This is a genomic window from Natranaerovirga pectinivora (assembly GCF_004342165.1).
Taxonomy (GTDB): Bacteria; Bacillota; Clostridia; order Lachnospirales; family DSM-24629; genus Natranaerovirga; species Natranaerovirga pectinivora.
Map to the genome: position 1 here is coordinate 84,105 of NZ_SMAL01000006.1, position 14,990 is coordinate 99,094.

Annotated in this window: 19 protein-coding genes; 15 read left to right on the forward strand and 4 right to left on the reverse strand. The window is 31.2% G+C overall.

Annotated features, from left to right (window positions below):
- Window positions 1–7: 7 nt before the first annotated feature.
- Entirely contained in the window at window positions 8–1,501 is a 1,494-nt protein-coding gene (locus EDC18_RS09490; protein ID WP_132252545.1) for a methyl-accepting chemotaxis protein, read from the reverse strand.
- Window positions 1,502–1,948: 447 nt separating this feature from the next.
- Between EDC18_RS09490 and EDC18_RS14580 the strand changes: the two genes are divergently transcribed.
- The 14 genes from EDC18_RS14580 (at window position 1,949) to ligD (EDC18_RS09550) (ending at window position 11,029) form a co-directional block, all read left to right on the forward strand.
- Window positions 1,949–2,092, forward strand: coding sequence for a hypothetical protein (locus EDC18_RS14580; protein WP_165878538.1), 144 nt, complete (start codon window positions 1,949–1,951; stop codon window positions 2,090–2,092).
- A gap of 25 nt (window positions 2,093–2,117) precedes the next feature.
- Window positions 2,118–3,503, forward strand: a complete 1,386-nt coding sequence (locus tag EDC18_RS09495) for a tetratricopeptide repeat protein (RefSeq protein WP_132252547.1) — start codon at window positions 2,118–2,120, stop codon at window positions 3,501–3,503.
- 89 nt (window positions 3,504–3,592) lie between these two features.
- Entirely contained in the window at window positions 3,593–3,928 is a 336-nt protein-coding gene (gene spoIIAA, locus EDC18_RS09500) for an anti-sigma F factor antagonist (RefSeq protein WP_132252549.1), read from the forward strand.
- 17 nt (window positions 3,929–3,945) lie between these two features.
- Window positions 3,946–4,383 (forward strand): anti-sigma F factor, encoded by a 438-nt coding sequence (gene spoIIAB, locus EDC18_RS09505; RefSeq protein WP_132252550.1) that lies wholly within the window; start codon window positions 3,946–3,948, stop codon window positions 4,381–4,383.
- 16 nt (window positions 4,384–4,399) lie between these two features.
- Entirely contained in the window at window positions 4,400–5,116 is a 717-nt protein-coding gene (gene sigF / locus EDC18_RS09510) for an RNA polymerase sporulation sigma factor SigF (RefSeq protein ID WP_132252552.1), read from the forward strand.
- A gap of 147 nt (window positions 5,117–5,263) precedes the next feature.
- Window positions 5,264–5,410, forward strand: coding sequence for a hypothetical protein (locus EDC18_RS14585; protein WP_165878539.1), 147 nt, complete (start codon window positions 5,264–5,266; stop codon window positions 5,408–5,410).
- 4 nt (window positions 5,411–5,414) lie between these two features.
- Window positions 5,415–6,047 carry a stage V sporulation protein AA gene (locus EDC18_RS09515; RefSeq protein WP_132252553.1) on the forward strand — a complete coding sequence of 211 codons (633 nt, stop codon included), beginning with the start codon at window positions 5,415–5,417 and terminating at the stop codon, window positions 6,045–6,047.
- Complete coding sequence (locus EDC18_RS09520; RefSeq protein ID WP_132252555.1) at window positions 6,037–6,468, forward strand: stage V sporulation protein AB; 432 nt, start codon at window positions 6,037–6,039, stop codon at window positions 6,466–6,468. Before EDC18_RS09515 ends, EDC18_RS09520 begins: the two co-directional genes overlap by 11 nt.
- An 11-nt stretch (window positions 6,469–6,479) precedes the next feature.
- The gene (gene spoVAC / locus EDC18_RS09525; protein ID WP_132252557.1) at window positions 6,480–6,944 is read left to right on the forward strand and encodes a stage V sporulation protein AC; all 465 of its coding nucleotides are present in this window, start codon (window positions 6,480–6,482) and stop codon (window positions 6,942–6,944) included.
- A 10-nt stretch (window positions 6,945–6,954) separates the two neighbouring features.
- Window positions 6,955–7,962: a stage V sporulation protein AD gene (spoVAD, locus tag EDC18_RS09530; RefSeq protein ID WP_132252559.1), complete on the forward strand. Its 1,008-nt coding sequence runs from the start codon at window positions 6,955–6,957 to the stop codon at window positions 7,960–7,962.
- Between the two features lie 28 nt (window positions 7,963–7,990).
- Complete coding sequence (gene spoVAE, locus EDC18_RS09535) at window positions 7,991–8,347, forward strand: stage V sporulation protein AE (RefSeq protein WP_132252731.1); 357 nt, start codon at window positions 7,991–7,993, stop codon at window positions 8,345–8,347.
- Window positions 8,348–8,390: 43 nt separating this feature from the next.
- Complete coding sequence (ku, locus tag EDC18_RS09540; RefSeq protein ID WP_132252561.1) at window positions 8,391–9,212, forward strand: non-homologous end joining protein Ku; 822 nt, start codon at window positions 8,391–8,393, stop codon at window positions 9,210–9,212.
- A 15-nt stretch (window positions 9,213–9,227) separates the two neighbouring features.
- Window positions 9,228–10,136 carry a non-homologous end-joining DNA ligase gene (gene ligD / locus EDC18_RS09545; RefSeq protein WP_165878540.1) on the forward strand — a complete coding sequence of 303 codons (909 nt, stop codon included), beginning with the start codon at window positions 9,228–9,230 and terminating at the stop codon, window positions 10,134–10,136.
- A complete protein-coding gene (gene ligD, locus EDC18_RS09550) occupies window positions 10,136–11,029 on the forward strand; it encodes a non-homologous end-joining DNA ligase (RefSeq protein ID WP_132252565.1) in 894 nt (297 codons plus the stop codon). Before ligD (EDC18_RS09545) ends, ligD (EDC18_RS09550) begins: the two co-directional genes overlap by 1 nt.
- A gap of 38 nt (window positions 11,030–11,067) precedes the next feature.
- Here the strand turns inward: ligD (EDC18_RS09550) and EDC18_RS09555 are convergent, their stop codons facing one another.
- Window positions 11,068–12,099: an NADH:flavin oxidoreductase/NADH oxidase gene (locus EDC18_RS09555; protein ID WP_132252567.1), complete on the reverse strand. Its 1,032-nt coding sequence runs from the start codon at window positions 12,097–12,099 to the stop codon at window positions 11,068–11,070.
- A gap of 185 nt (window positions 12,100–12,284) precedes the next feature.
- The gene (locus EDC18_RS09560; RefSeq protein WP_132252569.1) at window positions 12,285–13,043 is read right to left on the reverse strand and encodes an ECF transporter S component; all 759 of its coding nucleotides are present in this window, start codon (window positions 13,041–13,043) and stop codon (window positions 12,285–12,287) included.
- Window positions 13,044–13,146: 103 nt separating this feature from the next.
- On the opposite strand from EDC18_RS09560, the gene pdxR reads away from it, so the two are divergent.
- Window positions 13,147–14,556 carry a MocR-like pyridoxine biosynthesis transcription factor PdxR gene (gene pdxR / locus EDC18_RS09565; RefSeq protein WP_132252571.1) on the forward strand — a complete coding sequence of 470 codons (1,410 nt, stop codon included), beginning with the start codon at window positions 13,147–13,149 and terminating at the stop codon, window positions 14,554–14,556.
- Here the strand turns inward: pdxR and EDC18_RS09570 are convergent, their stop codons facing one another.
- Window positions 14,557–14,913, reverse strand: a complete 357-nt coding sequence (locus EDC18_RS09570) for an ion channel (protein WP_132252573.1) — start codon at window positions 14,911–14,913, stop codon at window positions 14,557–14,559. It abuts the gene before it with no gap.
- Window positions 14,914–14,990 lie beyond the last annotated feature (77 nt).

A 14,990-nucleotide genomic window follows, 5' to 3' on the forward strand; every position in this document is an offset into this window, starting at 1 on the left:
TGTTCTTTTATTCCTCAGAAGAGATGATTTTAATATTAATATCAGCTCCTACTACAGCAATGATTTTATTATGGCTATAAACTGGAAAAGAAACTGTTACACATGGGTTTTTTGATATAGCAGAAATATAAGTAGAAGATATAAATTCTTTTCCTTTAATGCTTTCTTGAAACCATTCTCTAACATTGGCATTGGCGATTCCAGCTGGAGGGTTAGAATATACAAAGCTACCACTTATATCATTCACCCAAATGGCTTCTAATTTATCATTAGCATTCAATATATCATCTGTTTGTTCTTTAATCAATGAAGGGTTTTTTATATCGAAAGTATTGTTATGACATATGTTCATAATCATTTCATTTAACCAACTTAATAGTGAGTTTGCCAATTCATTGATTTGTGTCATGTTATTTTCTAGTATATTTAAGTTGGATTTTTGGGTTAATGTTATTAATGAACCAGCAGAATCATTTAAGGCTTTTTCAAGTTGCTTCATATGTATCACCTGCTCATTTTGCTCTCTTATAGATCTAAAAATTTGATTAAAACTTTCTGTAGTGGCATCAGAAGTATCTTTCATTTTTAGGATGGCTTCTCTAATCTTATTTAATAAATCTTTCTCAGACTTACTCATTTCAACTATATCCTTAACACCACCTTGAACCATTTCAAAAGAATCTTCGATCTTATTTAAATGGTATTGGATATTATTTGTGTGAGCCACAGCATCTTCAACTTTGTTTGAATTGAGAGCATTTTGTTCCGTAACTTGATTCACATCATAATAAATGGTTTCGATTAAATTAGATATATTGGTAACAGCTGAGTTACTTTCTTCAGCAAGATTTCTTATTTCACTTGCTACTACGCCAAACCCTTTTCCATATTCACCAGCACGAGCAGATTCAATTGAAGCATTTAATGAAAGTAAGTGTGTTTGTTTAGCAAAACCTTCTACTGTTTTTAAGATGTTTTGGATTTCATTAAAAGAGTTTTTTAGCTGATCTATATTATCAGAGGTTTGCATATTAGATTGAGCAATAGAATCAATAATGTTTATTATACCATATATTTCATCTAACCCTAGCTTAATAGTTGCTTGAGAGTTCATACTGTTTTCAAGTAAAGTATTTGTAATAGTAGATGATTTTTTTAGGATTTCTTGAATATGCTCTGAAGAATCTACTGTTTGTTCAACAGCATCTTGATTTAAAGTATTTAAATGATTTAATTGAATGGATTGATTGTTAAGGATATTAAAGTGCTGTTCATTATTTTGTAAACTTACTTCCATCCGATTGGTTACTGCGGTTATTTGGTCCGAGACGACTTGAGTTTCAAAAGTATATTCTAATAACTGATGCTTCAAATTGTTAATACACTGGGCTATTATTTTATTTTTTCCAGTGAATTCATCAATGATTATTGTAGAAGAGTAATCACCTTGTAAGATGCTGTTAGCAAATATAGACAGCTTGTTTATTTGAGCATTAAACATAAGACCACCACCTGGAGTTTAATTATAATAAGACATAAAAAGCCAATGGATTATTAAAATCCACTGGCCCCATTGCCTAAAAATATACTAAGGATATTATATAATATAAAAATATTATTGTCAAATTTTAGAAAATTAATAGGTAAGATGATAAAGGAACACATTGTCGAAAAAAAGAAATTAATACTGCAATTAACAGAACTAAAGAAGAATAAACTCTTATAATGTAAAATGGTTATATTATAAAATATAAAAATTCTAATATAACACATAAAACCATTGATTTTTATTGAAATACGAGATATTATAGTTATAAAAGCATTTCAGGTCTGGAATTAAAACAAATTATAATAAAAATAAAAACAAATAAATATAACTGTATAATTTTAATTTTGAAAAAAATGATTTTGAAGTTTACATAAATATACAATTAGAAGGAGAGAGGAAATGATTAACTTTGATGAAGAGATTAAAAAATTCAAACCATGTTTAGAAATTGAAGATACGGAGGATTCTGTTTACAATTACGATTCAAAAGATATATCTGATATATTGCAAGAGATATTAAAAGAAATGAAAAACACAAATTGATATAAAAACATAGGGTGGGAAAGATATGATATGTCCTAAATGTACAAAAGATATTAATAAAAATAATTTTTGTGAGCATTGCAATATGGAAGTAAAACTTTATAAAAAAATAATGAACACATCAAAATATCTGTATAATAAAGGATTACAACAGACGAAGATACGTGATTTAAGTGGCGCGATAGATTATCTAAAAAGATGTTTAAAATATGATAAAACAAATATTGATGCAAGAAATTTACTTGGATTAATTTATTTTGAAATTGGTGAAGTTGTTTTAGCCCTTGAACAATGGATTATAAGTAAAAATTATGATAGCAAGGATAATATAGCAGATTTTTATATTGATGAAGTACAAAACAATCAACACAAATTAGATCGATTGAATACTGCAATAAAAAAATACAATCAAGCTTTAAATTATATTAATCAAAACAGCGCTGACTTGGCTATTATTCAATTAAAAAAGGTAGTAAGTTTAAATCCTAATTTCATAAAAGCACATTGTGTATTGGCATTATTGTATATGAGAGCAGAAGACTTAGATAAGGCAAAAAAATCATTATTAAAAGTATTAGCAATAGATAAAAATAATTATACGGCGCTAAGGTATTTTGAAAGCTTAAGTGAGCATAATGACTCAAACACATTTGAATCTGAAGATGTTTTATTACCACAAATAGATAACAAGAAACCTAATAAGGCAAATAAAAAATCCTTTTCATCAGATAAATTCGATTATATTTATCAAGGGGGATATATATTCCTTGGTTTAGCCATTGGGGTATTAATTATGAGTTTCTTGGTGTTACCAACTAGAATAAATTCTAAGAATAATGTGATTAATGAATTAACAGAAGAGAAAAGAGCTATTACCAATGAGACAAGTAGTACAATCAAACATTTAGAAACTCAAATAAATAGTTTAGAAGGAGATCTAACAGTTACTTTAGAGGAATTAGAGGAATATCAACAAAGAAGTGAATATGTTAAAGCACTAGAACAATTACAAAGAGCCATTGAGATTCATCTAACTGGAGATAGAGTGGCAACAGCTGACGCAATGTATGATGTAGACTCTAATGCATTAGACACTACAGTGGCAAGTAGGATTTATAATAGTATAAGAGAGATTGCTTATCCTGAAGCAGCAAGACAATATTATAATAGAGGGTATAATGATTATCAAAGAGGTAACCTTACGTCAGCAGTTGAAAATTTGACAAAAGTTCTTAGATATGATATTCAAGACCGATTTTCAGGTGATGCGTTATACTTTGCAGGTAGAAGTTATCAAAGGCTAGATCAAAATCAAAAAGCCATTGAAATTTTTAATCAGGTAATAGAAAATTACCCAGGAACAACAAGAGCAACTAATGCTCAGTATTATAGAAGCTTAATACCGGATTAATAGTGAAAGCTATTAATCCACCTTTTTAGTCACTGAATGGGAAAAATTGTAAAATACTCAAAATACTGTAAATTTATAGGAGGATACCAATGAATGTAGAATGTAAAATAGTAGATAGAAATTTAATTGTTATTATGTTGGGAGAATTAGATCATCATAATGCTAAAGTAGTAAGGGAAAAAATTGATAAATTAATAGAGAGAAATAATATACAAAATATTATTTTTGATTTTGGTCATATGGATTTTATGGATAGTTCTGGAATAGGCGTTATAATGGGAAGATATAAAAATTTAAATAGTATCGGTGGAAGCGTAGGTGTAACAAATGTAAAACCTAGCGTGGACCGCATTTTCAATTTATCAGGATTGTATAAGATTATTAGCAAGTACGAAAGTATTAATGATGCACTAAAGGTAATATAGAAATGGGGGAAAAACAAATGATGCACAATAATGAAATGAAAATTGATTTTGATAGCCGTTCGGAAAATGAAGCATTTGCAAGGGTTGTTGTTGCTGCATTTGCAGCACAATTAGATCCTACATTAGAAGAAATTTCTGATATTAAAACAGCTGTATCAGAAGCTGTAACCAATGCAATTATCCATGGTTATGAAAACAAAGAAGGAAAAGTACATATTACCTGCAGACTATATGATACTGAGGTATATATTGAAGTTATTGATAGTGGAACAGGAATAGAAGATATTGAGCAAGCTAGGGAGCCATTATATACATCTAAGCCAGAGCTTGAAAGATCAGGGATGGGATTTACAGTGATGGAAAGTTTTATGGATGAGGTATTTGTTGAGTCAACTCCGAACAACGGCACAAAAATAATTATGAAAAAGAAAATACAAAGCCGAATAGAAGAGTAATAAAGGAAGTGTTTAAATGGATAGAACATTGGGGTTGATTAAACAAGCACGTGAGGGAGACCAATTTGCTCGGGAAACATTAGTTGAAGAAAATATTGGTCTTATTTGGAGCATAGTAAAAAGATTCACAAATAGAGGGTATGAATTAGACGATTTATTTCAAATAGGAAGCATAGGTCTTATCAAAGCTATTGATAAATTTGATTTGTCTTATGATGTAAAATTTTCAACATATGCCGTACCTATGATATTAGGAGAAATAAAAAGATTTCTTAGAGATGATGGGATTATAAAAGTGAGTAGATCATTAAAAGAAATTGCTAATAAAGTTAGAATAACGAAGGATACATTAAGTAAAAAACTAGGTAGAGAGCCGACTATTGATGAGATTTCAGTAGCAATAGAAGTTAGTACAGAAGATATCGTAATGGCATTAGAATCTAATGCTGAAGTAGAATCCCTTTATAAAACAATACATCAAGGTGATGGAAATCCTATTTATTTGATAGATAAATTAGACCAATCTGTAGATGACAGTGATTTGATGCTAGATAAAATAGCACTTAGAGAAGTTATAAAAGATTTGAAGCCAAAGGAAAAAGAAATTATTATACTTCGGTATTTTAAAGATAAAACTCAAACGGAGATAGCAAATGAAATAGGTATATCACAAGTTCAAGTTTCTAGATTAGAGAAAAAGATTTTAACACAAATAAGAGCAAAGCTATCATAAAAACCCTTTTAGGGTTTTTTTTATGCCCTTTTTAAAAACATCATAAAATAAATTTAGTTTAAAAATTTCCAGAATATATTATGAAATATTCCTAAAAATATAATAAGACCATAAGCCAAAATAAAACAAATATGGGGTGATTTATATATGAAAAAAAATTATGGATTAATAATATCTCTGAGTGTTGTGGTTGTTTTATCATTGCTTTTAATTTGGTACGTGTATACGATTCCAGAAGACAATGTGGTATATAAAGGTACATTTGTTGAAGATAACAGAATTCTAAAGGGTTGAGTTTATGCAAACGACTAGCATATACATTAAAGCATCAAAAAAAACAATACTTGATAAAAAGAATGTAAAAATAGAAGATATTGCAAAAGTAGAAGGTGATAACCCTGCAGTTGTTAATGAAATTAAAAAATTAACTATTTTAACAATTAAAAAAGACATAAAAAAAAATTATGTAGTTTCTATCTTAGAAATTATACGTATTATTCAAAGTAATGTTAAAAATATTGATATCCAAAATGTTGGGGAAACTGATTTTATAATATGCTATTGGCCTAATATGACCAAAGAAAATAAAGCAGTAACATTATTAAAAGTTATATCCGTTTGTCTCATTTTATTTACAGGTGGGGCTATTGCAATAATGACATTCCATACAGATGCAGCTGTTCCAGATGTGTTTAAAGAAATATATAGAATTTTTACAGGAGTTACTACTGAAAATCCAACGATACTAGAGATTTCATACTCTATAGGGTTAGCGGTAGGAATCATTGTGTTCTTTAATCATTTTACAAAAGTTAAAATTATGGAGGATCCAACACCTATAGAAGTTGAAATGAGGTTATATGAAAAAAATGTAGAGGATAGTATTATAGAATCTCTAGTTGATGAAGGGAATGAAGTAGATGTGGATTAACTATATACTATTAGTTATTATTGGTTTTGGGGCAGGAATAGTAATTTCTGGCGGTGTTTTTGCTTTTATTGCAGTTATCGGTGTGGTTCCTAGATTAATACAAAAAACCAATACCAATGATTATGTAAGAGTATATGAAGACAGTATTACGCTTGGAGGTATTTTTGGAGCCATCTCTTTGGTTACAGACATAAGGGTACCAATCGGTCTTCTAGGGTCATCTATATTTGGTATGTTCTCCGGAATATTTATTGGGGCATTAGCTGTATCTCTTGCTGAAGTATTAAATGTTATTCCCATTCTAACAAGAAGAATCAATCTACATGTAGGGATATCGTATTTTATTATTTCTCTTGCATTAGGTAAAATGATGGGTTCTTTAATTTATTATATACTGCCTGGATTTGCACGTTATAAATAGGAGGAATATTAATGGAAAAAAAGCAAAATCAACAAAAAATAAATAAAGAATATAATGAGTTGGTTAAAAAAATATCTCCAAAACCAAATATAGTTAGAAACTGTTTTAGGGCATTTTGGGTTGGAGGTTTAATATGTGTTATTGGACAAGGCATTTTTAGACTCTATGAGAGTTGGGGTCATAATATAGAAAATGCTACAAACTTTACTGCAATCACTTTAATTTTTTTCGGTGCCCTTTTAACGGGTCTAGATATTTATAGTAAAATTGGTAAATATGCAGGTGCAGGATCTGTTATACCTATTACAGGATTTGCTAATGCCGTTGTATCACCAGCCATAGAATTCAAAAGAGAAGGGTATGTATTTGGTGTTGGGGCAAAGATATTTAGTTTAGCAGGACCAGTAATATTATATGGTGTTTTAACTTCATATGTCGTTGGATTTATTTATTTTATTTTAAATAAACTTGGATAGGGTGATATAGATGACAAAAATAATAGGAAAACAAAGTGTTCAATTTGAAAATCCACCTATTATATTAGGGTTTTCTTCAGTAGTCGGTCCAAAAGAAGGACAAGGACCAATTGGAGAGTACTTTGATAAAATAGTAGAAGATCCAGCTTGGGGTGAGCCAAATTGGGAGTTAGCAGAAAGTAAATTTCAAAAAGAAGCAGCCAAATTAGCTGTACAAAATGCAAGCTTAGCTATGACGGATATACGGTATATATTCGGTGGAGATTTACTAAATCAATTAATAGCATCTTCGTTTGGTCTTAAGGATTATCAAGTACCATTTTTTGGATTATATGGGGCTTGTTCTACTATGGCTGAATCATTACAATTGGCATCAATGAGTATAGATGGTGGATTTGCAGAGTATTCTTTAGCCATAACATCAAGCCATTATTGCAGTGCAGAAAAACAATTTAGATTCCCATTAGAATTAGGTACGCAAAGACCACCAACGGCAAGTTGGACAGTTACTGGAAGTGGTGCCATTGTATTAGGGAAGCAAGGCAAGGGGCCTAAAATTACCCATATTACAACAGGAAAAATAATGGATTATGGTGTAACAGATGCCATGAATATGGGGGCTTCTATGGCGCCAGCAGCAGTAGATACCTTATATAATCACTTTAAAGATTTAGGAAGAACCCCGGCAGATTATGATCTAATAGCCACTGGAGATTTAGGAATTGTTGGAAAGGCTCTTGTTAAGACAATGTTATATGAAAAAGGGTATAAATTAGAAGACAATTATACAGATTGTGGACTAGAAATATTTGCAGCTGTTACTCAAGACACCCATGCGGGTGGAAGTGGATGTGCTTGTTCAGCTGTCACATTAACAGGATATTTTTTAAAGAAGATGCAATCAGGAGAATTAAATAGAATTTTAATCGTTCCAACTGGAGCATTATTAAGCCCAGTCAGCTCCAATGAAGGAGAAAGTGTACCAGGAATAGCCCATGCTGTTGTTATAGAGAATTAGATGAAAGAGGTGTTATTAAATGGATATAATGGAATATGTTTGGGCTTTTGTTATAGGTGGATTATTATGTGTAATTGCTCAAATATTAATGGATACAACAAAACTAATGCCTGCAAGGATTTTAGTTATTTATGTTAGTTTAGGAGTCATCCTAGAAGGGTTGAATATATATCAGCCCTTGGTAGATTTTGCTGGAGCAGGAGCGAAAGTACCCATTATAGGTTTTGGATATGCATTAGGAAAAGGTGTTATAAAAGCTGTTGATGAGCAAGATATTTTAGGCATATTCACAGGAGGCTTATCTGCAACTGCTGGAGGTGTAGGAGCAGCTATTGTGTTTGGATATTTGGCAGCTGTGATATTTAATCCTAAAGCCAACACGTAAACTTAAATAAATTAGAGAAATCTCATGAAAGAGGTTGATGAATATGAGAACTATGTGGAAAGGATCAATAAATTTTGGTTTGGTTAATATACCAATCAACATGTATACGGCAACAGAAAATAAAGATATTTCTTTTAGACAACTTCATAAAAAATGTAATACACCTATTAAATACAAAAAAACTTGTCCTAACTGCAATGAAGAAGTAAAAGAAGAGGATATTGTAAAAGGATACGAATACGAACCAGGTCATTTTGTTATATTAAAAGAGGAAGATTTTGCTGCAATTCAATCTGATGCCCAATTTAAAGGGATAGAGATTGTAGATTTTGTAAATTTATCAGAAATAGATCCTATTTATTTCGATAAAAGTTACTACTTAGCACCACAAGAAAATGGTGGGAAAGCCTATCATTTGCTTAGAGAAGTAATGAATACTTCAGGGAGAATAGCCATTGCTAAAATTACCATTAGAAGCAAACAATCCTTAGCAGCATTAAGAGTTTATAAAAATGCATTGGTGTTAGAAACGATTTTTTATCCAGATGAAGTTAGGAGTATTGACCATGTACCAGGAATACCACAAGACGTTAATTTAGATAAAAAAGAAGTGGACATTGCAACCCAATTGGTGGACACATTAACTGCTGAATTTAACCCAGAAAAGTACACAGATGAGTACAGAAGCGCACTAAGGAATTTAATAGAACAGAAAGTTCAAGGTAAAGAAGTTCATGTTGCCCCAGAAGCAGAACATAAAAATGTTATCGACCTTATGGAAGCCCTACAACAAAGTCTTAAAGAAACTACAAAAGAGAAGAAGAAGGCTGCAACACCTAGAAAAAGAAAAACAACAGCTAGTTAGGTGATTAATTTGAATATGATAAAACCTATGGAGCCCGTCGTTTCTAAAAAGATTCCTAAAGGAGAAGACTGGATTCATCAAATAAAGTGGGATGGCATTAGAGGATTAACGTATATACAGAATAACACTTATGATATTTATACTAAAAAAGGCAATAATAGAACAAGTAGTTATCCAGAGCTGGCTAATATTCTTAAAGTTTTCAAAGAAAACAATGCTATACTAGATGGTGAAATTGTTTTTATGGATGAAGGGAAGCCTAGTTTTCAAAAACTTTTACAAAGAGATCGAACAAAATACAAAAGTAAAAATGCACCTCTATTTTATATTGTTTTTGATATTTTAAAATTAAATGATAAAGATTTAAGAGGGTACCCATTAGAGGAACGACAAGACATTTTACGAACTATAATCGAAAAAAGTGATAATATCACTGTAACAGATAGCTTTCAAGATGGTGAAAAGCTCTATGAACTTATGAAAACAAAAAATTATGAAGGCATTGTTTCTAAACAAAAAACAAGTACTTATACAGAAGGAAAAAAACATGAAGACTGGTACAAGATTAAATTGAATAGAAAAGTACTTGTTGTAATAGGTGGTATAAAATATAAGAATGGTTTTCCATACTCTTTAGTGGTTGGCATAAAGAAGGAAGAAGGGTTTTATCATATTGGAAGTGTGGCAATTGGATTAAAAGAAAGTGATAAAACCTTATTACACAACTATAAAGATCAATTAGAAATAGTTGAATCCCCCTTTAGGAATTACAATGAAAAAGATATTGTTTGGATAAAACCTATATTAACTTGTTGGATTCAGTTTATGGAATGGACCAATGATGGTGGATTAAGACATCCTAAAATGATAGGTTTTAGCAATGAAAATCCAGAAGAAGCGGATGGAAGGGACTTTGTGTTATAATGGCAAAAATAAATATTGGCGGATACGATATTAATATAACAAATCATAATAAAATACTGTGGCCTAAGTATGGGATAACAAAGTTAAATTACTTAGAAAAATTAATAAGCCTCTCAGAATACCTTTTGCCATTTACCAATAATAGATATTTAACGACCATTAGATACCCTAATGGTGTGAATAAAGACTTCTTCTTTCAAAAAAACAAACCTAAATCTGCACCAGAGTGGGTTGATACAAACAGGTACCATGACAAAGAATACATTCACCTTAATCACATTGCAACTTTGCTATGGTTAGGTAATCAAGGTGCTATAGAATATCATTTAAGTTTTAACCCAATAAATAAAGATAATTATCCAAGCAGTCTTGTTTTTGATTTAGACCCTTCAGAAGGACAAGACTTTAATGAAGTCATTGAGGTCGCTTTAATAGTAAAAGAAACCCTTGAAGGAATGAATATATTAAGTTATATCAAAACATCAGGAGCAACAGGGTTGCAGATATTTATACCTATAGGCAGTAAGTATGATTATGATACAGCACGAAATATTAACGCCTTTTTTGGTCAGTATTTTGCTGAAAAATATCCTAATAAAATTACCATAGAAAGAATGGTGGATAAAAGAAATAAAAAGCTTTATTTTGATTACCTTCAAATGTGGGAAGGGAAAACCATTATAGCTCCTTACTCACCAAGAGCAACAGAGTTTGCCACAGTATCTACGCCCTTATTATGGGAAGAAGTTGAAAATGGATGTCATCCAAGAGATTATAATTTGTTAAATATTGAAGATAGATTAAAGAAAAAAGGGAATGTACTTGAAGATTTATTAGATGAATCAAAGGCTCAAGACTTAGATTTTATAATAAAATATATCAATAAAAAATAAAACAAAGGGACTTTTTAAAAATCCCTTTGTTTTTAAGATTAAAGGTTTGGAAAGCCTCTTACATATTGTTTTGGAAATGCAATTGCTTTATTAAGCTTCACAGCTGCTTCTAGTGCCCAGTGTGGATTGCGTAACATACCCCTTCCAATGGCTACTAAATCGGCATCCTCATTCCCTATAATAGAATTGGCAAGGGCAGGTTCGTCTAATAGACCTACGGCAATGACTGGAACATTAAGGGCATTTTTGATTTCTCTCGCCAATGAAACTTGATAAGCAGAATGTGTTCCAGGTTTTCCGCCACCGCCAATTGGCCCTTCACCACCAGAACTTACATGAAACATATCCACGCCTGCCCTGTGATATGTCTCAGCTAAAATCTTACCATAGTCAGTGGTATAGCCATTTTCTACATATTCCATAGCGGACATACGCATAAGTAAAGGCATAGAGGATGGCAATTCACTTTTTGCAGCTTCTACCACTTCAATGCCGAATCTTGTTTTTTCTTCTCCATAAATATCTGTTCGTAAATTGGTTAAAGGAGAGTGAAATTGGTGCATTAAGTAGCCGTGAGCCCCATGAAGTTCTACGGTATCAACACCAGCTTTAACAGCCCGTCGTACTGCCCTATGGAATTTTTCAACCATGTCTTTAACTTCATCTGTTGTTAGTTCCCTTGGTGTTTTAAAGTCACTATTAAAAGGGATTGGGGATGAAGAAACAGGGACAGGTGCATCTTCAGCTTTACGGCCTGCGTGAGCAATTTGGATACCGACTTTTGCGCCGTATTCATGGCAAGCTTCAACAATTCTTGCTAATGGAGCAATATGATCATCAGACCATAACCCTAAATCATAATCTGTAATACGGCCATCAGGCTCTACATCAGTCATTTCTATTATAATTAACCCAGTTCCTCCAATGGCCCTACTTACATAATGGACAAAATGCCAATCTGTAGCAATCCCATCTTTCTTAGGAACTGAGTATTGACACATAGGAGGCATAACAATTCGATTTCTTAATTCTAGCCCTTTTATTGAAAAAGGGGTAAATAAATTTTTCATGGTAATCTCCTTTCTTACAAAAAAATTATTATACTTAAAATTATATCATTATAGATTAAAAGATATTATTAATTTTGTATATTTTGTTATTTGTGGATTAAGTTTTTCCTGCGTGTTAGGTCTATGCACCCTTTCTTAGGCACATAAAAAAGGTAGAGAAAAATTTCTTTTCTCTACCTTAAACATTAGGCTAATTCCTTTGGTAATTTTCCTTCTAAAGCTTTATAGATAGCTTGAGCAAGTATAATACCTATAACAAATTGTAAAACATTAAAAGGCACACTAAATATTGGTGTAACATAATTTCCATAAAGAATGATTTCAGTTATAAAATAGCCAATAACCATCCACATACCTGCAAATGAGAAGGCTGCAAACTGTCTAAGTAAGACTAATTTTTTATCACTTTTATTCGTTTTTAATACAATCAATAATACAGCAACTAAAAATACAAGACCTATACCAATAAGAATATTTTGTATTGCATTCGTGTAAGGGATTACATCAGCTAATCTTTCTACCCCCCTATACTCTAAAGCTTCTAAATATGCAGCAGGATCTTCGGATACATATTTACCTAAGAAATATCTGAATCCAACATTTAAAGCTAACCATATAGAACCTATAGCAACCCCTACAAAAGCAAAGGATTTTTTATCAGCTCTTAAGATAAAGTGAGCAATAATACACATAATGCTTTTAACGATTAAAGTTGGTAAAGCCCATATTGTGTAACCAAGATATATATCGGCTAACGCAGAACCTACTCCTGCAGCAAAGGCACCATATTTCCATTTTAATAAAATAGCACATAGGAAGATCATAGCATCCCCTAAATGAATATACCCTCTTGGAATTGTAAAACTAATGAACGCCGTTGAGATCATAACCAAGGCGGTCATTAAACCTGTGTATGCTAATTGACTACTTTTTGATTGATTCATCTAATTCACCTCTTGTTATATTTTCTTACGTTAGTTATACTATACATAAATAGTGTGCATTAATATAGTGACAGATTTGAATGAATTCGGGGGGACAGATGATATGAATATCGTAATAAATATAAATGAAAACAACTCAGTACCATTGTATGTTCAATTGTATGAGGGCATAAGAAAAGAAATTTCAGAGGGAAGAATAGAAGCCAATACAAAAATGCCATCAATAAGACAAATGGCAAAGAATCTTAATATGAGCAAAACAACAATAGAAAATACTTATCATCAATTAATTGTGGAAGGGTATATCTATAGTAAGGAAAAAAAGGGGTATTATGTGAGTGAAATCAATCATACTTGGTTACATCCAAGTACGGATAAAATAGTAAGCGCTAATACAAATACAACAGAAAAAAAGATAAAATACAATTTAACAAATACATATATTGAGGATAGTATTTTTAATGAAACTTTATGGAAGAAAACAATCGATAAAGTCATAAGCGAAAAGAGCAAAGAACTTTTAACTCAAAATAACCCACAAGGAGAAATGGCTATTAGAGAAGAAATTGTAAAATACATTTACCAAGCCAGGGGTGTTTTTGCAAATACAGACCAAGTTATCATTGGGGCAGGTGTTCAGCCATTATTATTCTTGTTATCTAATATATTAAGTAAATTTAGCAATACTAAAATAGGCTTTGAGGATCCAGGATTTAATAGAGCTAAAGATGTTTTTATCAATAGTCCCCTTGAGTTAATTCCAATTGACATCAAAAAAGATGGTATCGATATGGATTGTTTAAGTCTAGCCAAAGTCCATGCCTGCTATATTAGTCCATCTCACCAATTCCCAACAGGAACCGTTATGCCAATTAATAAAAGGTCCGAACTCATACATTGGGCAGAATCTGAAAATGCCTATATCATTGAAGATGATTATAACTCAGAAATCAGATACCAAGGCAGACCGATACCCTCATTACAAGGGTTAAACAGAGGAGAGAGAGTTGTTTACTTAGGATCATTCTCAACAGTATTTTTACCTTCTATAAGAATAAGTTATATGATATTACCCTATTCATTACTAAAGGAATACAATAATATAAAAGGTACATATGCACAAACGGCATCAAAGTTAGAACAATTGGCAATAGCCAATTATATGAAGGAAGGGCATTTTGAAAAACATATTAGAAGATTAAAAGTCCATTACTCAAAAAAGAATGAACAGGTAAAAAAACTGATACAAGAGATATTTAAGGATCAAGCTATAATAAAAGGCGGGGATTCAGGTTTTAATCTATATATAGAAATAAAAACGCAAAAATTAGAAAAACAAATCAAAGAAGAATGTATAGACAAAGGCATCATACTTAATGTATTATCAGATTATACTTTAAAGAAGAATATAAGTAAGCACCCAGTTATCATCTTATCATATAAAGGGATTATACTAAGTGATTTAAAGAAGGCATTAGAAGAAATTGATTTTATTTGTTTTGAAAAAAATTAATCATTTTTTCTTAAAGCCTCTAAGGGTATTAGGATGAATGATAATATAATTTAAGACCATAGCATAAGGAAGAACATAGCCAATTAAGGCTTGGAAGATGGCAACCCCTTTGGCAAGTCCTAATGGAATCATATCCCCATAACCTACAGCAAACTGAGTAATAAAACTAAAGTACAATGTGCGGGTAAAAAGATCAATATTTTGTTGTTGATGTAGGGGAGATGCATAAGTGTCCATTATTGAACCTAGTCCTAAATAATGTAAAAGAATATAAATAAAACAAAAGATAAAACCTATTAATAAATAAAGTAAGCACAGAATAACCACATTATATATGATGATGGATTTTCGATTCATTATATTTATCCTTTTTTCTCTATTGCTAAATCATATGCAAAAGAAAAGAAAATTATATTAGAGAATCAAGGGAAAGT